The sequence below is a fragment of the Pseudomonas sp. IAC-BECa141 genome (assembly GCF_020544405.1).
GTDB lineage: Bacteria > Pseudomonadota > Gammaproteobacteria > Pseudomonadales > Pseudomonadaceae > Aquipseudomonas.
Genome location: NZ_CP065410.1, coordinates 5,547,501 through 5,565,726, shown reverse-complemented (window position 1 = coordinate 5,565,726; position 18,226 = coordinate 5,547,501). Strand labels below are relative to the sequence as shown.

At 58.9% G+C, this 18,226-nt stretch carries 19 protein-coding genes; 9 read left to right on the top strand and 10 right to left on the bottom strand.

Going from position 1 to position 18,226, the window contains the following annotated elements; genetic code table 11:
- Positions 1-7: 7 nt before the first annotated feature.
- Positions 8-1,918 (bottom strand): esterase EstP, encoded by a 1,911-nt coding sequence (gene estP / locus I5961_RS25590; protein ID WP_085702824.1) that lies wholly within the window; start codon positions 1,916-1,918, stop codon positions 8-10.
- A gap of 401 nt (positions 1,919-2,319) precedes the next feature.
- Here estP and I5961_RS25585 point away from each other — a divergent pair, with 401 nt between their 5' ends.
- The 4 genes from I5961_RS25585 (at position 2,320) to I5961_RS25570 (ending at position 5,599) form a co-directional block, all read left to right on the top strand.
- Complete coding sequence (locus tag I5961_RS25585) at positions 2,320-2,913, top strand: aminodeoxychorismate/anthranilate synthase component II (protein ID WP_007956309.1); 594 nt, start codon at positions 2,320-2,322, stop codon at positions 2,911-2,913.
- A gap of 9 nt (positions 2,914-2,922) precedes the next feature.
- Entirely contained in the window at positions 2,923-3,972 is a 1,050-nt protein-coding gene (gene trpD, locus I5961_RS25580) for an anthranilate phosphoribosyltransferase (RefSeq protein ID WP_085697700.1), read from the top strand.
- Positions 3,969-4,805 (top strand): indole-3-glycerol phosphate synthase TrpC, encoded by an 837-nt coding sequence (trpC, locus tag I5961_RS25575; RefSeq protein WP_085697699.1) that lies wholly within the window; start codon positions 3,969-3,971, stop codon positions 4,803-4,805. The genes trpD and trpC overlap by 4 nt, the downstream gene beginning before the upstream one ends.
- A gap of 95 nt (positions 4,806-4,900) precedes the next feature.
- The gene (locus tag I5961_RS25570; protein WP_085697698.1) at positions 4,901-5,599 is read left to right on the top strand and encodes a biotin/lipoate A/B protein ligase family protein; all 699 of its coding nucleotides are present in this window, start codon (positions 4,901-4,903) and stop codon (positions 5,597-5,599) included.
- Positions 5,600-5,609: 10 nt separating this feature from the next.
- Here I5961_RS25570 and crp read toward each other — a convergent pair whose 3' ends face one another.
- Entirely contained in the window at positions 5,610-6,254 is a 645-nt protein-coding gene (gene crp, locus I5961_RS25565; RefSeq protein WP_011336190.1) for a cAMP-activated global transcriptional regulator CRP, read from the bottom strand.
- 236 nt (positions 6,255-6,490) lie between these two features.
- Here crp and I5961_RS25560 point away from each other — a divergent pair, with 236 nt between their 5' ends.
- Both I5961_RS25560 and speD read left to right on the top strand, forming a co-directional pair.
- Positions 6,491-6,913: an OsmC family protein gene (locus I5961_RS25560; RefSeq protein ID WP_003228794.1), complete on the top strand. Its 423-nt coding sequence runs from the start codon at positions 6,491-6,493 to the stop codon at positions 6,911-6,913.
- Positions 6,914-7,150: 237 nt separating this feature from the next.
- Positions 7,151-7,945: an adenosylmethionine decarboxylase gene (gene speD / locus I5961_RS25555; RefSeq protein WP_007956315.1), complete on the top strand. Its 795-nt coding sequence runs from the start codon at positions 7,151-7,153 to the stop codon at positions 7,943-7,945.
- A 61-nt stretch (positions 7,946-8,006) separates the two neighbouring features.
- Here speD and coq7 read toward each other — a convergent pair whose 3' ends face one another.
- The 6 genes from coq7 to hemJ form a co-directional block, all read right to left on the bottom strand.
- Positions 8,007-8,654: a 2-polyprenyl-3-methyl-6-methoxy-1,4-benzoquinone monooxygenase gene (coq7, locus tag I5961_RS25550; protein ID WP_007956317.1), complete on the bottom strand. Its 648-nt coding sequence runs from the start codon at positions 8,652-8,654 to the stop codon at positions 8,007-8,009.
- A gap of 107 nt (positions 8,655-8,761) precedes the next feature.
- Positions 8,762-9,100 carry a histidine triad nucleotide-binding protein gene (locus I5961_RS25545; RefSeq protein ID WP_007956318.1) on the bottom strand — a complete coding sequence of 113 codons (339 nt, stop codon included), beginning with the start codon at positions 9,098-9,100 and terminating at the stop codon, positions 8,762-8,764.
- A gap of 80 nt (positions 9,101-9,180) precedes the next feature.
- Positions 9,181-9,969 (bottom strand): SDR family NAD(P)-dependent oxidoreductase, encoded by a 789-nt coding sequence (locus I5961_RS25540; protein ID WP_085697697.1) that lies wholly within the window; start codon positions 9,967-9,969, stop codon positions 9,181-9,183.
- A gap of 61 nt (positions 9,970-10,030) precedes the next feature.
- On the bottom strand, positions 10,031-10,981 hold the full coding sequence (locus tag I5961_RS25535) for a DUF805 domain-containing protein (RefSeq protein ID WP_085697696.1): 951 nt from the start codon (positions 10,979-10,981) through the stop codon (positions 10,031-10,033).
- Between the two features lie 83 nt (positions 10,982-11,064).
- The gene (locus I5961_RS25530) at positions 11,065-12,033 is read right to left on the bottom strand and encodes an NAD(P)H-dependent flavin oxidoreductase (RefSeq protein ID WP_085705406.1); all 969 of its coding nucleotides are present in this window, start codon (positions 12,031-12,033) and stop codon (positions 11,065-11,067) included.
- 33 nt (positions 12,034-12,066) lie between these two features.
- Positions 12,067-12,495, bottom strand: a complete 429-nt coding sequence (gene hemJ / locus I5961_RS25525; protein ID WP_085688426.1) for a protoporphyrinogen oxidase HemJ — start codon at positions 12,493-12,495, stop codon at positions 12,067-12,069.
- Positions 12,496-12,630: 135 nt separating this feature from the next.
- Here hemJ and argC point away from each other — a divergent pair, with 135 nt between their 5' ends.
- Together argC and erpA are read left to right on the top strand one after the other, a co-directional pair.
- On the top strand, positions 12,631-13,665 hold the full coding sequence (gene argC, locus I5961_RS25520; RefSeq protein ID WP_011336183.1) for an N-acetyl-gamma-glutamyl-phosphate reductase: 1,035 nt from the start codon (positions 12,631-12,633) through the stop codon (positions 13,663-13,665).
- Positions 13,666-13,833: 168 nt separating this feature from the next.
- Positions 13,834-14,184: an iron-sulfur cluster insertion protein ErpA gene (erpA, locus tag I5961_RS25515; protein ID WP_003228776.1), complete on the top strand. Its 351-nt coding sequence runs from the start codon at positions 13,834-13,836 to the stop codon at positions 14,182-14,184.
- Between the two features lie 72 nt (positions 14,185-14,256).
- On the opposite strand, the gene I5961_RS25510 is transcribed toward erpA, so the two are convergent.
- Together I5961_RS25510 and I5961_RS25505 are read right to left on the bottom strand one after the other, a co-directional pair.
- Positions 14,257-15,348: an anhydro-N-acetylmuramic acid kinase gene (locus I5961_RS25510; RefSeq protein WP_085705408.1), complete on the bottom strand. Its 1,092-nt coding sequence runs from the start codon at positions 15,346-15,348 to the stop codon at positions 14,257-14,259.
- 3 nt (positions 15,349-15,351) lie between these two features.
- Entirely contained in the window at positions 15,352-16,776 is a 1,425-nt protein-coding gene (locus I5961_RS25505) for a peptidoglycan DD-metalloendopeptidase family protein (RefSeq protein WP_227233694.1), read from the bottom strand.
- A 210-nt stretch (positions 16,777-16,986) separates the two neighbouring features.
- On the opposite strand from I5961_RS25505, the gene tyrS reads away from it, so the two are divergent.
- Positions 16,987-18,186, top strand: coding sequence for a tyrosine--tRNA ligase (gene tyrS, locus I5961_RS25500; RefSeq protein WP_227233693.1), 1,200 nt, complete (start codon positions 16,987-16,989; stop codon positions 18,184-18,186).
- Positions 18,187-18,226 lie beyond the last annotated feature (40 nt).

Below are 18,226 nucleotides of genomic sequence, written 5' to 3'. Positions count from 1 at the left end.
CTGCGAATCAGAAGTCGAGCGCTACGCCGACGTTGATCCCTTGCTGGGTGAAGTCGTCATCCTTGCGGATGTCGTAGCTGGCGCGCAATGCCAGGTCCTTGGTGAGGTTGTGGCTCACGCCCAGGTTCAGGCGGTTCAGGTTGGTTTGAGGGGCGTAGCCGGCCAGGGTGTAGCGGTTGTTCGGCAGGCTGTTGAGGTTCATCGTCACATTCTGGGTGTCGTCGTTGTACTCGCGCTCATGGGCGAATTCGCCGAACACCTGGGTCTGCGAGGTGATCTGATACTTGCCCTGGATCCCGAGGCCGAGACGCCGGGAAATGCGCGACTGGTCATCGAACGTCAGTGCGGTGGAGTCGGCGCCGTTTTCCGAATATCCATCGACTTCAACCTTGGCAAAGTCGGCACTGACGAACGGCGACAGATGCCATGGGCTGCTCGCTTGCGGCGCAATGTCGTAACCCACGCGTCCGCTGAAGGCCAGAACATAACCGTCGGTATCGCCTTTCTCACCGCGCTCGTTGACCCCCAGCTGGAATTTGCGTTTGAGGCTGTCGTAATCCAGATGCCCGGCGGTCACTGCGGCATCACCCCACCAGCGGTTCTGCTGATACTGGGCGAACGCGGTACCCAGATAAGTGTTCAGCTTGTAGTCCGAATCATTGTCGCCGGCCTCCAGTTTCTGGTTGTAGAAACCCGCCGCCACGCCCACGCGCCACGCGTCGTTGAGACGGTAGCTGCCGCCGATGTTCAGGTTGTAACCGTTGCCGTCGGCGCTGGCGCCGCTGCGCTGGCTATCGAAATCCTGATGCTGGCCGCCACCGGCGACAATCGCCCGCCATTGGCCAACGGCCTGCCAGTTTTCCCAATCCGCCAGCCACTGGTTACGCAATTCGTCCTGATGCGAACGCAAGGTGCCTTGAGCCATTTGCGGTAACAGGGTTGCTTCCCATGGCGCGGCCAGCAGCGAATAAGCGTAATCGGCAATCAGGCGCTGCCCGGCCTCGGTCGGGTGGACGGCGTCGTTGTAGATCAGCTTGGTCGGGTCCGGGGTGGCGCTGTTGATCCCGTATCGGGCGTTCTCGGTACAGCCGCTGCCGCTGAAGCAGGTGCCGACCAGGTTCTGGTCAGTGGCCAGGCCGAACTGCGCCGGATTGGCGAATGCCTCTTTGAGCAGAACCGGAACGTTCAGCGGAATGACGTTGGCGTTGACGCTCTGCAACTGGCTGACCAGTTCGGTATTGAACTGGGCGCTGAGTTGCGAGGTGAAGGCTTGCAGCGGCGAGCCGTTGATGGCTGGTGTCAGGCCGATGTCCGGCAACAGCCAGACCATGATGTAACGGGCGCCGGCACCTTGCAGTGTGCGTACGCTGTCGACCAGTCGATCGGCGGCGGCATTCGCCTGAGGAAGACTGGTGACGCGGCCCTGAAGGAAGTCGTTGCCGCCCCCGGTCAGGTAATACAGGGCATTCGGGTCGGCACGGAAGCCGTTCGACGGCAGGTAACCGGCGCGGGTGCGTTCGCCAGTGGCGGACTGGCTGGTGATCGAGTCGAGAATCTGGTCGGTGCGGTAGCCGCCCACGGCCCAGTTATTGCCATCCGGCAAGCCTTGGTCGGGACGTACGGTAGACGACGAGGCGGCGGTCTGGTCCGGTGTGAAGCCGAGGCGGCCGCCGAGCAATTGGGTGGCGTTGAGCGAATAGAACTCACCGCTGCCGTCCTGATAGTTCGGCCCCGTGCGGTTGGTGAAGCGTTTGCCCGATCCGGCCGGGCCGCCGCTGTCGGTGAAGGTTCCCGCGTCGCTGAGGCTGTCGCCGAAAACCACGAAATTCGAATAAGGATTGGGTGAGGCGTTTGCCTGGGCGCAAGCCATCGCGAGCAGGCATCCGGCGAGCGGTACAAACAATGTCTGTTTGATCATGAGCAGTCCGTTTATTTATTGTTGTAGTGAACGAAACGACAGTACCAAAAACTTCCGGCGTTTTGCCATCGGTCGTCAACCCTCCCATTGTTTTATCCCCGCGGCCCCGGCCATATTGCACGCTCCGCCCAGCTAAGTTACTGTGCCGAAACGTATGAACGAGACCTTCCCCGTGTTGATCACCAGCAAACTTCTGGATCAAGTCATCAAGGCACACGCCCGCTGGCGTTGGCGCGCCTGAATCTTTTCTGCCGGCCCCGCCGGATCTGTATCGCTTTGCCTTCCTTGCCCCTTTGAAATGCCGCTGTGCCGATGCGACCTGCGCGTCCGCCAGTGTGCAGCGCTCTGGCAAGTCATCCGAAGGCTGTTTTCAAGTCAGAATTCAAGAGGTTCGAAACGCCATGTTGCTGATGATCGACAACTACGACTCCTTTACTTACAACGTTGTGCAATACCTCGGCGAGCTGGGAGCCGAGGTCAAAGTGGTGCGCAACGACGAATTGACCATCGCCGAAATCGAAGCGCTCAACCCTGAGCGGATCGTTGTGTCCCCAGGCCCGTGTACGCCGACCGAAGCCGGCATTTCCATCGAAGCCATCAAGCACTTTGCCGGCAAACTGCCGATCCTGGGCGTCTGCCTCGGCCACCAGTCCATCGGCCAGGCCTTTGGCGGGGATGTCGTCCGCGCCCGACAGGTGATGCACGGTAAGACTAGCCCGGTATTTCACGAGGACAAGGGCGTGTTTGCCGGTCTGAACCGCCCGCTGACCGTCACCCGCTATCATTCCCTGATCGTCAAACACGAAACGTTGCCCGATTGCCTGGAGCTGACCGCGTGGACTCAGCACGATGACGGCTCGGTCGACGAAATCATGGGCCTGCGTCACAAAACCCTGAACATCGAGGGCGTACAGTTCCACCCGGAATCGATCCTCACCGAACAGGGCCATGAACTGTTCGCCAACTTCCTCAAACAAACTGGCGGCACGCGCTAAGGACTTTCCATGAATATCAAGACAGCCCTGAGCCGTATCGTCGATCACCTCGACCTCAGCACCGAGGAAATGCGCGACGTGATGCGCGAAATCATGACCGGCCAATGCACGGACGCGCAGATCGGCGCGTTCATGATGGCCATGCGCATGAAGAGCGAAAGCATCGACGAAATCGTCGGCGCTGTGTCGGTGATGCGCGAGCTGGCGGACAAGGTCGAACTCCAGACTCTCGACCGCGTGGTCGACGTGGTCGGCACCGGCGGTGACGGCGCGAACATTTTCAACGTGTCGACCGCATCGTCCTTTGTGGTCGCCGCGGCGGGTTGCACCGTGGCCAAACACGGTAACCGTGCAGTGTCGGGCAAGAGCGGCAGCGCCGATCTGCTGGAGGCCGCCGGCATCTACCTCAACCTGACCCCGGTTCAGGTGGCGCGCTGTATCGACAACGTCGGCATCGGTTTCATGTTTGCCCAGACTCACCACAAAGCCATGAAGTACGCTGCCGGCCCGCGTCGCGATCTCGGCCTGCGTACCTTGTTCAACATGCTCGGCCCGCTTACGAATCCGGCCGGTGTGAAACATCAGGTGGTGGGCGTGTTCACGCCTGCGCTGTGCCGGCCGTTGGCTGAAGTCTTGCAGCGTCTTGGCAGTAAACACGTGCTGGTGGTGCATTCGAAGGATGGTCTGGACGAATTCAGTCTGGCGGCACCCACCTTTGTTGCCGAGTTGAAGGACGATCAAATCACCGAATATTGGGTCGAACCGGAAGATCTGGGCATGAAGAGCCAGAGCCTGCACGGTCTGTCGGTCGAAGGCCCGGAAGCCTCGCTGGCGCTGATCCGCGATGCACTGGGCAAGCGCAAGACCGAGAACGGTCAGAAGGCTGCCGAAATGATCGTGCTCAATGCCGGTGCGGCGCTGTATGCAGCCGATCTGGCGACAAGTCTGAAAGAGGGCGTGGCTCTGGCCCACGACGCTCTGCACACCGGTCTTGCTCGGGAAAAACTCGAGGAGTTGGGTGCCTTTACCGCGGTATTCAAAGTGGAGAATGAGGGATGAGTGTACCGACGGTTCTGGAAAACATTCTGGCCCGCAAGGTTCAGGAAGTCGCCGAGCGTAGCGCCCGTGTGAGCCTGAGCGAGCTGGAAAGTCTGGCCAAGGCGGCCGATGCACCCCGTGGTTTTGCCCAGGCATTGCTGGCGCAGGCCAAGAAGAAACAACCGGCAGTGATTGCCGAAATCAAGAAGGCATCGCCGAGCAAGGGCGTGATCCGCGAGGACTTCGTTCCCGCCGACATCGCCAAAAGTTACGAGAAGGGCGGGGCGACCTGCCTGTCGGTGCTGACCGATATCGACTACTTCCAGGGCGCCGATGTTTACCTGCAACAGGCCCGCGCCGCGTGCTCGCTGCCGGTGATCCGCAAGGACTTCATGATCGATCCGTATCAGATCGTCGAAGCCCGTGCCCTTGGCGCCGATTGCGTGCTGTTGATCGTCGCTGCGCTGGATGACGTGAAAATGGCTGAACTGGCGTCAGTCGCCAAAGACGTCGGCCTCGACGTGTTGGTGGAAGTGCACGACGGCGACGAGCTGGAGCGCGCGTTGAAAACCCTCGACACGCCACTGGTCGGGGTCAACAACCGCAATCTGCACACCTTTGATGTCAGTCTGGAAACCACCCTCGACCTGCTGCCACGCATTCCGCGCGATCGGCTGGTGGTCACCGAGAGCGGGATCCTCAATCGTGCCGATGTCGAACTGATGGAAATCAGCGATGTTTACGCGTTCCTGGTCGGCGAAGCGTTCATGCGCGCCGAAAGCCCGGGCATCGAACTGCAGCGTCTGTTCTTCCCGGAACGCGGCGTCCCGGTGAGCGGTTCGACCCTCGACTGATCGAGTCTTCGCAGGCGCCCGGCCCTTGATGGAGCGGGCTTGCCCGCGAAGGCGGCATAAGATTCACCTCAGACTCAGCGTCCTATGGAAACCTTATGATCCCCACCTCCCTGACCATCGAAGCCGGCCTGCAAGCCGAACAGGATCTTCTGGCCTCGGTCTGCGCTGGTGATGCCGAATCTGGTCTGCTTTTTTGGCAACCCAGCGACCGTGCTTTGGTCATGCCGCGCCGTTTGAATCGCTTGCCCGGATTCGATCACGCCTGCGAAGTCTCCGCTGCTGCCGGTTGGCCGGTGCTGTTGCGTGAAACCGGCGGCGAACCTGTTCCGCAATCGGCTTCCACCATCAACATTGCACTGGTCTATGCGCCGCCTCGCAGCGAAGGCGATCTGAACCGCATCGAAACCGGTTATCGGCGGTTGTGCGACCCGATCTGCGAGTTGCTGGATGAGTTGGGTGGCACTTCGTCGTTGGGTGAAATCGACGGGGCGTTCTGCGATGGGCGCTTCAACGTCAATCTCGACGGTCGCAAGATGGTCGGCACCGCCCAGCGCTGGCGTCAGAGTCAGGGCGGTCAGCGTCCGGTGGGGTTGGTTCACGGTGCGATGCTGGTGGATGACGAGCGTGAGTCGATGGTCGCGGCGGTCAACCGCTTCAACGAAGCGTGTGGTCTGGAGCATCGGGTACGTGCCGCCAGCCACATCGCTCTGCATGAAAAATTCCCCGCGCCCCATGCCTTGGCACGTCTCGATGAACTCTTTCGTTTGATGCTGGCGCAGATCTACGCCGGCTGAGCTTTGGAACTCAGCGAGTGCCGAAGACCACCATGGTCTTGCCTTTCACATCCACCAGGTTGCGCTCCTCAAGATCCTTGAGCACGCGACCGACCATCTCTCGCGAGCAACCGACAATCCGGCCGATTTCCTGACGGGTCACCTTGATCTGCATGCCGTCGGGGTGGGTCATGGCGTCCGGTTGTTTGCACAGCTCGAGCAAACAGCGAGCGACACGGCCGGTGACGTCGAAGAACGCCAGGTCGCCGACCTTGCGCGTGGTATTACGCAGGCGTTGTGCGATTTGTCCGCTGAGGACGTAAAGAATGTCTGGATCCTGTTGCGACAGTTCGCGGAACTTGGCGTAGCTGATTTCCGCGACTTCGCATTCAACCTTGGCCCGCACCCAGGCGCTGCGCTGTTGTTCCTGGCCGGCTTCTTCGAACAGGCCCAGCTCACCGAAGAAGTCCCCGGCGTTCAGGTACGCGATGATCATCTCGCGGCCGTCGTCATCCTCGATCAGGATCGTGACCGAGCCGCGGATGATGAAGTACAGCGTGTCGGAGCGATCCCCGGCGCAGATGATGTTGCTCTTGGCCGCATGACGTCGGCGCTGGCAATGCATCAGCAACTTGTCGAGGTTCTTGATTTTGGGTGTGGGGGTAATACCAACCATGGTTGTATCCCGAAAAGACTGCACGGTTATATTTGGTTTTTATATGAGGCGCTGAGGCGGTCGCTCCACAGTCTGGCTAGGGCGCCAGCGAATTGGCGCCAGCTTACCAGACACTTCGTCGAAATTTCGAGAAATCACCTACGTCAAAGGTGCATTTGTCCTAGGAACCTGCTCGCTGTCCGGGCAGGGCCCTGTGCTAAGCTGGCGACCCTTTTTTCTACAGTGGAGTCTTGGCGATGAAGGCACGCATCCAATGGGCTGGCGAAGCCATGTTCCTCGGCGAATCCGGCAGCGGTCATGTCGTGGTCATGGACGGTCCGCCGGACGCCGGTGGTCGTAACCTGGGTGTCCGCCCGATGGAAATGCTCCTGCTGGGTGTCGGCGGTTGCAGTAATTTCGACGTGGTCAGCATTCTGAAGAAGTCCCGTCAGGCCGTTGAAAGCTGCGAGGCCTTTCTGGAAGCCGAGCGCGCGACCGAAGATCCGAAAGTGTTCACCAAGATCCACATGCACTTTGTGGTCAAGGGGCGTGGTCTGAAAGAAGCCCAGGTCAAGCGCGCTATCGAACTGTCTGCCGAGAAGTATTGCTCGGCCTCGATCATGCTCGGCGCGGCCGGTGTAGCGATCACCCACGACTACGAAATCGTCGAACTCGGCTGAGCCGACACTCAACTATCATAAAAGCAGTGCAGACTCTGGCGATCCCCCGCTGACGTCTGCATAATGCGCCACTTTTTTCAGGGCAGTGATCAGTCAACCGACGGGTCATCCGCCTGAACAGATAACCAAAATCGCCATCGCGAAGAGGTGTTAACCGTCCTACGCAGGTGCGTTGTTCGCACTTGACGGGCATGCTTGATCACGCGGCCGTGCCGCATACATAGAGAGTTTTTAACGGTGAAAAGCAAACTCAAGCTCCACGGGTTCAATAACCTGACAAAGACCTTGAGCTTCAACATCTATGACATCTGCTACGCGGAAACCCCGCAAGACCAGCAGGCTTACGTCGAGTACATCAATCAAGAGTACAACGCCGAACGCCTGACGCAGATCCTCACGGAAGTTGTCGAAATCATTGGTGCCAACATTCTGAACATTGCGAGTCAGAACTATGAGCCTCAGGGTGCCAGCGTCACGATTCTGATCTCGGAAGAGCCGGTGACCCCGACCGAAAGCCAGATCGAAGAGTCCCCGGGCCCGTTGCCCGAAATCATCCTGGCCCACCTCGACAAGAGCCACATCACGGTGCACACCTACCCTGAAATCCATCCGGACGCCGGTATCGCGACTTTCCGTGTGGACATCGACGTGTCGACCTGTGGTGTCATTTCACCGCTCAAAGCACTCAATTTCCTCATTCACCAGTTCGATTCGGACATCGTGACCGTGGATTACCGTGTGCGCGGCTTCACCCGTGACGTTGAAGGCAACAAGCATTTCATCGACCACGAGATCAACTCGATCCAGAACTACCTCTCCGAAGACACCCGCGACGCGTACCAGATGACCGACGTGAACGTGTATCAGGAAAACCTGTTCCACACCAAAATGCTGCTGAAGAACTTCGAACTGGATAACTACCTGTTCGGTGATGCCACCAGCAACCTGTCTTCCGAGCAACGCGCTCAGGTGACCGAGCGTGTGAAACACGAAATGCTGGAAATCTTCTACGCGCGCAATATGCCGAGCTAAGAAATCCGGGCACAAAAAAAGGCGACTGCTTTGCGGCAGTCGCCTTTTTTGTGGGCGTTTTTCAGATCCGGTAAGTGCTCTTGGTCATCACTTTGGCCAGCAGGCTCATGCCGAACTTCACCGGCGCCGGGAAACGGAAACCACCGGCCTCCAGTGCACTCTCCGCATGATGTTCTTCATCTATACGCATCTGCTCCAGAATCGCCCGGGATTTTTCGTCCTCGGCCGGCAGTTGCTCAAGATGCTCGTTCAGATGTTTGCAGACTTGATGCTCGGTGGCGGCGACAAATCCGAGGCTGACCTTGTCGCTGATCAACCCGGCGACTGCGCCGATGCCGAACGACATGCCATAGAACAGCGGATTGAGCACGCTGGTGTGGCTGCCCAACTGGTGAATGCGCTGTTCGCACCAGACCAGATGATCGATCTCTTCTTCAGCCGCATGCTCCATGGCCTCGCGCACCTGCGGCAACTTGGCGGTCAGGGCCTGGCCCTGATACAGCGCCTGGGCGCAGACTTCACCGGTGTGGTTGATGCGCATCAGGCCGGCGACGTGGCGGGTGTCTTCATCGCTCATCTGCACATCGGGCTGCACGATTGCCGGCGACGGACGGTACGGCTGGCCGCTGAATGGCAGCAAGGTACGCATCGCGGCATCGGCTTGCAGCAGAAGACGATCAATGGGCGAGTAGTGACGTTGGGTAGTCATGCTGACCTCCGGGAGGAATCTCGGCGGCCAGTTTAACTGAATCGGCCGGGGAAGGTTTGCGCTGGGTCACGTGGGAGCAGGGCGCTCCCACCGATCTTTGGGTTCAATCAGCCCGGAGGCCAGTTCATCTGGCGTTGACCGAGTACGTGCATGTGAATGTGGTAGACAGTCTGCCCGCCCATTTCATTGCAGTTCATCACCACCCGGAAGCCTTCCTCGCAACCCAGCTCCAGCGCCAGACGCTGAGCGGTAAACAGGATGTGCCCGGCCAGTGCCTTGTCGTCTTCGGTCAGGTCGTTGAGGGTGCGCACCGGTTTCTTCGGGATCACCAGAAAATGCACCGGTGCCTGTGGGGCGATGTCGTGGAACGCCAGAACCTGGTCGTCCTCGTAGATGATCTTCGCCGGGATTTCCCGGTTGATGATCTTGGTGAACAGAGTATCCACAGCTGTTTTCTCCGTTGTTTGAGCTGGACTGAGTGTACCCACGAGGGCACACCGCGCCCAGTCATTTGCCTGCCGGCCCTTCAGCGCGGGCAGTAAGCCTTGTTGACCATGCCGACAATTGTGCGATTGAGCCAGCGCGAACCGAGCCGGGGCAGAAAGGCGAACCAGCGGTTTCGGCGTCCGGGAATGATGATCGCGCGGTTTTTCTCCAGGGCGCGCACGGTATACAGCGCGACTTCCTCGGGACTCATCAGCAATTTGCTGGCGTTGAGCTTGTCGTTGTTCAGTTGTGCCGTGCTGAAGAACGCGGTGCGAGTCGGGCCGGGGCAGAGAACCGACACCTTGACCGCGCATTTCTTCAGTTCCACTCGAAGTGCTTCCGAGAAGTGCAGGACATACGCCTTGCTGGCGTAGTAGGTGCTCATCCACGGCCCGGGGTTGAAAGCCGCCACCGACGCGACATTGAGAATCTGCCCGCCGCCCTGCAACGCCATGCTGTTGCCGATGGCATGGCAGAGGCGGGTAAGGGCGAGGATGTTCACTTCGATCAGGTCCTGTTCGGTCATCCAGTCCTGGGCAAGGAACGGGCCGCAAGTACCGATGCCGGCACAGTTGACCAATAGATCGATCTGCCGGTCGCCTTCTTCGAGCTCCAGCAGAAAACCGGACAGGCGCAGCGGCTCACCGAGATCACAGGCGCGGAACAGCACTTCCACGCCGAAGCGTTGAGTCAGTTCAATCGCGATGCTTTCCAGCTGATCACGCTGTCGGGCCACCAGAATCAGGCTGCGGCCACGGCGCGCCAGGGCTTCGGCCATGGCCAGGCCGATGCCGCTGGAGGCGCCGGTGATCAGAGCGTAACGGGTCATGCAAATCTCCATCGCAACAGCGCCGCGCCGTGGACGCAGGTGTCACGGCGGGGAGCGTTGTTCATTCTTTCGCAGAGTCTACAGGGGCGAGGGCGGCTTCGGCTGCATCGTCTGCCGAATTCGCGGCGGGCTCGACTTCGACATCGATTTCATCGGTGTTCACCGAACCGCTCTCGTAGCTGCTTTCAAGGCTGCTTTCATATTCCTGCTGGATGGCAGTGATCCCGCCCAGCATGCCACCCACAAAGAACAACCCGATAAACACGATCCACAGCGAACACAGCACTTTGACTGCCGTGCTGTTCGGCGGCGGCGGCGGGCCATAGCGGTTGGCGCCGGTATTGCCCGGCACGACCATGATCACCAGCGGGAAGAAACTGCCCACGAATGGAACCAGGGTCAGCAGCCACAGCCATCCCGACCAGCCGATATCGTGCAAGCGCTGAATGCTGAACAGGATGCCAATGATCGCGAAGGCCAGAAACAGGAAGAAGGCGAGGAGACCGCCGATGATCAGGCCGGTCGTCGAGTCGGCGCTGACCAGGCCCAGGCCGATCAGCGCGAACACGCTGACGATTGGCAGGGTTACCAGGCTCAACACCATCGACCATGCCAGATAACGCAAGCGGCCGATCCTGCCTTCAGCACCGAACGGCTTCAGCGGCGCAAATGCCGGCAGGTTTTCGCCGACGGCGGCGCGAGGGGGCGCATAAGGCGAATCAGGCTCCGCGACGGCAGCGCTTTGCTCGTGGACATCCGACAGATTCAGTTCGATGGGCGTTTCCGCTTCGATCCGGGCATCGATCCCGGTCTTGCTCAGCGCTTGCAGATAAGTCTGCGCATCGCTATGCGAAAGATCACGCTTGAGCGCGACGGTGCGGCCATTGAACAGGCGCTCGATGGCGGCGACATCGCTTTTGAACAGATTGGCCAGGTTGAGCTTGGCCGTGGTGATGTCGACGCCAGGCTGGAGCGCGCCGTCGAAAACGATCTTGTAACGGGGTTCGCTCATGGCCGAGGCATCCTTGTCGCGAGATAAATTGAAGGGGGGCAGTCAGTGTGAGGCCGGTCAGGCAGCGACCGGCCGGGTTTCATTCAGCGCGGCCAGCGTTTCGGCAGTTGCGCTGCGTGCTCCAGGGCCTGGCGGTATTCAGCATCGAGACGCGTCACCAGTTGATCCACGCCTGGCAGATCATCGATCTGCCCTACGCCCTGGCCCGCTGACCACACGGTTTTCCAGGCCTTGGCTTCGTCGTTGATCGGCTTGAGCTTGTCGCCGAAATTAACTTCACCCTTGCCTTGCAGGGCTGCCATGTCGAAACCGGCGGCCTCCAGGCTTTGGCGCATGAAACTGGCCGGAACACCGGACACGGCAGGAGTATGAATGATGTCGGCTGCTTTGGCAGTCAGCAGCATCTTCTTGTAGGCGTCAGGCGCATGACTTTCAGTGGTGCCGATAAATCGCGTGCCGAGGTAGGCCAGATCCGCGCCGAGCAGTTGTGCGGCGAGAATCTCATGCCCATGGTTCAAACATCCTGCAAGCAACAGAGTCTTGTCGAAGAACTCGCGGATCTCGGCGATCAGCGAGAACGGGCTCCAGGTGCCGGCGTGCCCACCGGCGCCGGCTGCGACGGCGATCAAACCATCCACACCGGCCTCGGCGGCTTTTTCTGCGTGGCGGCGGGTCGTCACGTCATGGAAGACCAGGCCGCCGTAACTGTGCACGGCGTCTACCACTTCCTTCACCGCGCCGAGGCTGGTGATGACGATAGGTACCTTGTGCTCGACGCAGATGTTCAGATCCGCCTCCAGGCGTGGATTGCTCTTGTGAACAATCAGATTCACGGCATAAGGCGCCGGGTTCTCGAGTGTCGCCAGTCCCGCTTCGATCTGCTCCAGCCAGGCCTTGAACCCGCTGCTTTCGCGTTGGTTCAGCGCCGGGAAGCTGCCAACCACGCCGTTGCGGCAACAAGCCAGCACCAGTTCAGGATTGGAGATCAGGAACATCGGCGCTGCCACCACAGGCAGACGCAGACGTTGTTCGAGCAGAGTGGGCAGCGACATCGGAAGTACCCCGGAAAGTTGTATTTGTTGAAGTTAGAACGGCTTGACCACGACCAGAATTACGATAGCCAGCAATATCAGAACCGGCACTTCATTGAACCAGCGATAAAAGACATGGCTGCGGGTGTTCTCGCCACGGGCAAAACGTTTTACCTGCGCGCCGCACATGTGGTGGTAACCAATCAACAGCACGACCAGGGTCAGTTTGGCGTGGATCCAGCCACCGCTGCTGAAGATGCCCGGGTTCAGGTAGATCAGCCAGCCGCCGAAGATCAGCGCGGCGATCATTGCCGGGCCCATGATGCCGCGATACAGCTTGCGCTCCATGATGCTGAAGCGTTCCTTGCTGATCGTGTCTTCACTTTGCGCGTGATAAACGAACAGTCGCGGAAGATAGAAGAGGCCGGCAAACCAGCACACGATGCTGACGATATGAAGCGCTTTGATCCATAGATAGAGCATTTTTGGTTATTCCCCAATTCACGGTAGGCCGGATAGTAGAGGCTTGAGCGTCCGCACGTCACCTTGGCGGTTGTCGCAGGGGCGCGCGGCCCCTATTATCGACGGCTTTCCAGTGGGTTCGTTGAGGGCAGGTTTATGGTCAAGGTCGGTATCGTCGGCGGCACGGGTTACACCGGTGTCGAATTGCTGCGTCTGTTGGCACAGCATCCGCAGGCAGAAGTGGTGGTAATCACTTCCCGATCCGAGGCCGGTCTGGCCGTGGCTGATATGTACCCGAACCTGCGCGGTCACTATGACGGTCTGGCATTCAGCGTGCCGGACATCAAGACCCTGGGCGCTTGCGACGTGGTGTTCTTCGCCACTCCGCACGGCGTTGCCCATGCACTGGCCGGCGAGTTGCTGGCGGCCGGCACCAAGGTCATCGACCTGTCGGCAGACTTCCGTCTGCAGGACGCCGATGAGTGGGCCAAGTGGTACGGCCAGCCGCACGGCGCGCCGGAGTTGCTGGACGAGGCGGTTTACGGCTTGCCGGAAGTCAATCGCGAGCAAATCAGGAAGGCGCGTCTGATTGCCGTGCCGGGTTGCTATCCGACCGCGACGCAGCTGGGTTTCCTGCCGTTGCTTGAGGCGGGCATTGCCGACGCTTCGCACCTGATCGCCGACTGCAAGTCTGGCGTCAGCGGTGCCGGTCGCGGTGCTGCCGTAGGCTCGCTGTACTCCGAGACGTCGGAAAGCATGAAGGCTTATGCGGTGAAAGGTCACCGCCACCTGCCGGAAATTCGCCAGGGACTGCGTCGTGCCGCAGGCAAGGATGTCGGTCTGACCTTTGTGCCGCACCTGACTCCGATGATCCGTGGCATTCACTCCACGCTCTACGCGACCGTGGTGGATCGTTCGGTGGATCTGCAGGCGTTGTTCGAAAAGCGTTATGCCAATGAGCCGTTCGTCGACGTGATGCCGGCTGGTAGCCACCCGGAAACCCGCAGCGTGCGTGGCGCCAATGTCTGCCGAATTGCGGTTCATCGTCCGCAGGATGGCGATCTGGTGGTGGTGCTTTCCGTGATCGACAATCTGGTCAAGGGTGCGTCGGGTCAGGCAGTGCAGAACATGAACATCCTGTTCGGGCTGGATGAGCGTCTGGGTCTGTCCCACGCGGGCATGCTGCCGTAACAGCTGATCTTGCTCGGTAAAAAGGCCCGTTTGACGGGCCTTTTTGCATTCTGATCGGTTGATCAGGTTTATTGATATACCGTAACAATAGTTGACCGATTTTCTAGGACAAGCGGATAATGCGCGTCATCACGCATTATGGCGGCGTAACGCCGGGAGATAGTCAGCATGAGCGTCGAATCCTTCACCCCCACGGCTTTGCAATTCACTCAAGGTGCCGCGCACAAGGTGAAGAGCCTGGTCGATGAAGAGGGGAATGATCGCTTGAAGCTGCGCGTATTCGTTACGGGCGGCGGTTGTTCAGGGTTTCAGTACGGCTTCACCTTCGATGAAGATGTGGCCGAGGACGATACCATTGTCGAGCGCGAAGGCGTCAGTCTGGTAGTCGATCCGATGAGCTTCCAGTACCTGGCGGGTGCCGAGGTGGATTACCAGGAAGGTCTGGAAGGTTCGCGTTTCGTGATCAAGAACCCGAATGCCACCACTACTTGTGGTTGCGGCTCCTCGTTCTCGATCTGATAGCGTTTCACCCTACACAATAAAACGCCGCAGAGCCTCACGGTTCTGCGGCGTTTTGTTGTCTGGGTTTTGTCAGTTGGGGTAGATGGCGCCGAGTACGCGAAGGCCTTTGGCACCGGTAACGCTCGGGCGATTGCCGGCGATCCCTTCCAGACAGCAGTGGGCCAGCCAGGCGAAGGCCATGGCCTCGACCCAGTCCGGATCGACGCCGTGGGTCGATGTGCTGGCGACTTTGGCGTTCGGTAGCAGCCCGGCCAGGCGATTCATCAGTGTGGCGTTGTGGGCGCCGCCCCCACAAACCAGGAGCTCTTCGGTATTCGATTGAGCGCTTTGCAGCGATTCGACGATGGTCAGCGCCGTCAGTTCGAGCAGTGTTGCCTGTACGTTTTCGGCTGCGAAACCTGGCAGGCGCGACAGTTGCTGCTCCAGCCATGGCAGGTTGAAAACTTCGCGGCCGGTGCTCTTCGGGCCTTGGGTCACGAAAAACGGATCGCTGAGCAGGGCTTTCAGCAGGGTCGGTTCGACCTTGCCGCTGGCTGCCCACTGCCCGTTACAGTCGTAGTTCTCGCCCCGTTGCTGATGAATCCAGGCATCCATCAGCACATTCCCCGGCCCGCAGTCGAAACCGGCTACAGGCTTGTTCGGCTCGATCAGACTGAGATTGCTGAAACCGCCGACATTCAGGACTGCGCGGTTACCGGTACGCTCTTCGAACAACGCTTCATGAAAGGCAGGAACCAGCGGAGCGCCTTGGCCGCCGGCGGCTACATCGCGGCTACGGAAGTCGCTGACGACGGTGATGCCGGTCAGCTCGGTCAGCAGGGCAGGGTTGCCGATCTGCACAGTGAAGCCGCGTGCAGGTTCGTGGCGAATGGTCTGGCCGTGGCTGCCGATCGCGCGAATGGCTTCAGGCTTGAGCTGTTGCTTTTCAAGGAGAGTATGGATCCCTTGCGCGGCGAGCTTCACCCAGTTTTGCTGGGCAATTGCCGAGCGGGCAATTTCGTCAGGGCCGCTGGCGCACAAGCCAAGCAGCTCGGCGCGCAGGGTGTCAGGCATGGGTATGTAGTGTGTGGCGACCAGGTTGATCGCCGAGGATTGCTCGATCAGGGCGATGTCCAGCCCGTCGAGACTGGTGCCGGACATCACGCCGATATACAGAGCCATGACTTAACGTTTGCTCGAAGCCAGCATGGTGGCCTTTTCCTGGTCCATGCGAGCCATCAATGGCTGGCTCTGCGCCAGGAAGCGAGCGCGTTCGGATTTGGCGATCGGGTCGGCCATCGGCAGCTTCTGGCCCAATGGATCGACGTGAACACCGTTGACCTGGAACTCATAGTGCAGATGCGGACCGGTGGACAGGCCAGTGGTGCCGATGTAACCGATCACCTGGCCTTGTTTGACAGTCCCGCCGGTCTTCACGCCCTTGGCGAAACCCTGCATGTGGCCATACAGCGTACGGTACGTGTTTCCATGCTGGATGATCACGGTGTTGCCGTAACCGCCGCGACGGCCGGCCAGCAGCACTTTGCCGTCACCGGCAGCCTTGATTGGTGTACCGCGCGGCGCGGCGTAGTCAACGCCTTTGTGAGCGCGGATCTTGTTGAGGATCGGGTGTTTGCGACCCATGGAAAATTTCGAGCTGATGCGGGCGAAATCTACCGGTGTGCGGATGAACGCCTTGCGCATGCTGTTGCCGTCGGCCGTGTAGTAGCTGCTGTTGCCCTGTTTGTTGGTGTAACGCACCGCAGTGTAAGTCTTGCCGCGGTTGGTGAAGCGGGCGGACAGGATCGGACCGTTGCCAACAGCTTTGCCGTTGACCACTTTCTGTTCATAGATCACATCGAACTCATCGCCCTGGCGGATATCCTGGGCGAAATCGACGTCGTAGCCAAAGACACTGGCCATGTCCATGGTCAGGCTGTGGGACAGACCTGCGCGGGCGGCGGACTGCGACAGCGAGCTGTTGATCACGCCGTGTACATAAGCAGTGCGGACAGTCGGTTTGGCAGTAACGCGGTTGAATACATAACCCTTGTCGTTCTTGGTCAGGGTGATGGTTTCAACGTCGCTGACCTTGGTGTGCAGGTTGGTCAGTTGGCCCTGTGGATTCAATTCGAATTCGAGTTTCTGGCCATGTTTGAGCTGACTGAATTGCTTGGCTTGTTTATCGCTGGCCAGCACTTCATGAACGGTCGCGGCCGGAAGGCCGACTTTCTCGAACAGTGTAGAAAGCGTATCGCCCTTGGAAACGAGCACTTCCCTGTGATTTGGAGCCTTCTTTTCTTCGACGGCCGGCGTAGGCGCAGGTGCGGCCTGAGCCGTTTCCTGCGTCTCTTCGGCGCTGTTTTCGATCTGAGCGAAAGGGGAAGCTACGGACTCATTTGTGGCTTGGACTGCGTCGGCAGCGTCTTGATCTTGTGTCAGTTGTTCAGCAGGACTTTCCAGTTCAAGGCTCAGCGTTGTCTTTTTGGCTTCGACATCACTGGATGGAAACACCAGGAGCGCCAGACTGAGAAGGGCGGCGATCCCACTTGCGGCGAGCAGGTGGGTCTTCGGGTAAAGCGGTGGCGCTTTAGACGGTTCAGTGGTCATAAGTAATTTGACTTTGAAAAAGATGAATTGGAAAAGATGAATGACATGATGAAGATGAAATAACTGTATAAAATATAACCAAATCATCTCTGAAGCAAGTCTACGGACGCCCTGTCTGTGGATTGACGTCCGTGCGCCGGGCAAAACTTGTATTTGGTGCGCGATCTTGTATGGTTGGTTCCCTTTGAATCTGAGCCTTGCGGGTCTGTTATGAAGTCGGTTGAAGAGCAGCTAGCGCTGATTAAACGTGGTGCGGAAGAACTGTTGGTCGAGTCCGAGCTTATCGAAAAGCTCAAGCGTGGCCAGCCGCTGCGAATCAAGGCCGGCTTCGATCCAACTGCGCCTGATCTGCACCTTGGTCACACTGTGCTTATTAATAAGCTGCGCCAGTTCCAGGAATTGGGGCATCAGGTGATCTTCCTTATTGGTGATTTCACCGGGATGATTGGTGACCCGAGCGGCAAGAGCGCCACGCGTCCTCCGTTGACCCGTGAGCAGGTTCTGGAAAACGCCGAGACCTACAAGACTCAGGTGTTCAAGATTCTTGATCCGGCGAAAACCGAAGTCGCGTTCAACTCCACCTGGATGGATCAGATGGGGCCTGCGGACTTTATTCGTCTGACTTCGCAATACACCGTCGCTCGTATGCTCGAGCGTGATGACTTTGACAAGCGCTACACCACCAACCAGCCGATCGCCATTCATGAATTCCTCTATCCGCTGGTTCAGGGTTATGACTCTGTAGCATTGCGCGCTGACGTTGAGCTGGGTGGTACCGATCAGAAGTTCAACCTGCTGATGGGGCGTGAGCTGCAGCGTGGTTATGGGCAGGAAGCGCAGTGCATTCTGACGATGCCATTGCTTGAAGGTCTGGATGGCGTGAAGAAGATGTCCAAGTCGCTGGGCAACTACGTCGGTATCCAGGAAGCACCGGGTGTCATGTACAGCAAGCTGGTTTCGATTCCCGATGCGTTGATGTGGCGCTACTTCGAATTGCTCAGCTTCCGTTCGATGGATGAGATAAACGCTTTCCGCGCCGATGTTGAAGCGGGTGCTAATCCGCGTGATATCAAGATCAAGCTGGCTGAAGAGATTGTTGCGCGCTTCCATGGTGAAGAGGCTGCAGCCAATGCTCACCGTGGTGCGGGTAACCGTATGAAGGATGGCGAGCTGCCGGATGATCTGCCAGAGGTCGAGTTGACTGCGGTTGAGGATATGCCGATTGCTGCTGTTCTTAATAAGGCGGGTCTGGTGAAGAACTCGGCGGCTGCTCGTGATCTGCTGGCTTCCGGTGGTGTGCGTGTAGATGGCGAGGTGGTTGATCGTTCCTTTATATACGTACTGGGTGCGACGCACGTTTGTCAGGCGGGCAAGAAAGCTTTTGCACGGATTACGCTGAAATCTGAGTAAAGTTGAAATAAGGGGTTGACGGCGAATTTTAGATGTCTAT

Bases quoted from the DNA above. Each gene is read 5' to 3' on its own strand.
- estP (WP_085702824.1), bottom strand. From the start codon at position 1,918: ATGATCAAACAGACATTGTTTGTACCGCTCGCCGGATGCCTGCTCGCG.
- I5961_RS25585 (WP_007956309.1), top strand. From the start codon at position 2,320: ATGTTGCTGATGATCGACAACTACGACTCCTTTACTTACAACGTTGTG.
- trpD (WP_085697700.1), top strand. From the start codon at position 2,923: ATGAATATCAAGACAGCCCTGAGCCGTATCGTCGATCACCTCGACCTC.
- trpC (WP_085697699.1), top strand. From the start codon at position 3,969: ATGAGTGTACCGACGGTTCTGGAAAACATTCTGGCCCGCAAGGTTCAG.
- I5961_RS25570 (WP_085697698.1), top strand. From the start codon at position 4,901: ATGATCCCCACCTCCCTGACCATCGAAGCCGGCCTGCAAGCCGAACAG.
- crp (WP_011336190.1), bottom strand. From the start codon at position 6,254: ATGGTTGGTATTACCCCCACACCCAAAATCAAGAACCTCGACAAGTTG.
- I5961_RS25560 (WP_003228794.1), top strand. From the start codon at position 6,491: ATGAAGGCACGCATCCAATGGGCTGGCGAAGCCATGTTCCTCGGCGAA.
- coq7 (WP_007956317.1), bottom strand. From the start codon at position 8,654: ATGACTACCCAACGTCACTACTCGCCCATTGATCGTCTTCTGCTGCAA.
- I5961_RS25540 (WP_085697697.1), bottom strand. From the start codon at position 9,969: ATGACCCGTTACGCTCTGATCACCGGCGCCTCCAGCGGCATCGGCCTG.
- I5961_RS25535 (WP_085697696.1), bottom strand. From the start codon at position 10,981: ATGAGCGAACCCCGTTACAAGATCGTTTTCGACGGCGCGCTCCAGCCT.
- I5961_RS25530 (WP_085705406.1), bottom strand. From the start codon at position 12,033: ATGTCGCTGCCCACTCTGCTCGAACAACGTCTGCGTCTGCCTGTGGTG.
- hemJ (WP_085688426.1), bottom strand. From the start codon at position 12,495: ATGCTCTATCTATGGATCAAAGCGCTTCATATCGTCAGCATCGTGTGC.
- argC (WP_011336183.1), top strand. From the start codon at position 12,631: ATGGTCAAGGTCGGTATCGTCGGCGGCACGGGTTACACCGGTGTCGAA.
- erpA (WP_003228776.1), top strand. From the start codon at position 13,834: ATGAGCGTCGAATCCTTCACCCCCACGGCTTTGCAATTCACTCAAGGT.
- I5961_RS25510 (WP_085705408.1), bottom strand. From the start codon at position 15,348: ATGGCTCTGTATATCGGCGTGATGTCCGGCACCAGTCTCGACGGGCTG.
- I5961_RS25505 (WP_227233694.1), bottom strand. From the start codon at position 16,776: ATGACCACTGAACCGTCTAAAGCGCCACCGCTTTACCCGAAGACCCAC.
- tyrS (WP_227233693.1), top strand. From the start codon at position 16,987: ATGAAGTCGGTTGAAGAGCAGCTAGCGCTGATTAAACGTGGTGCGGAA.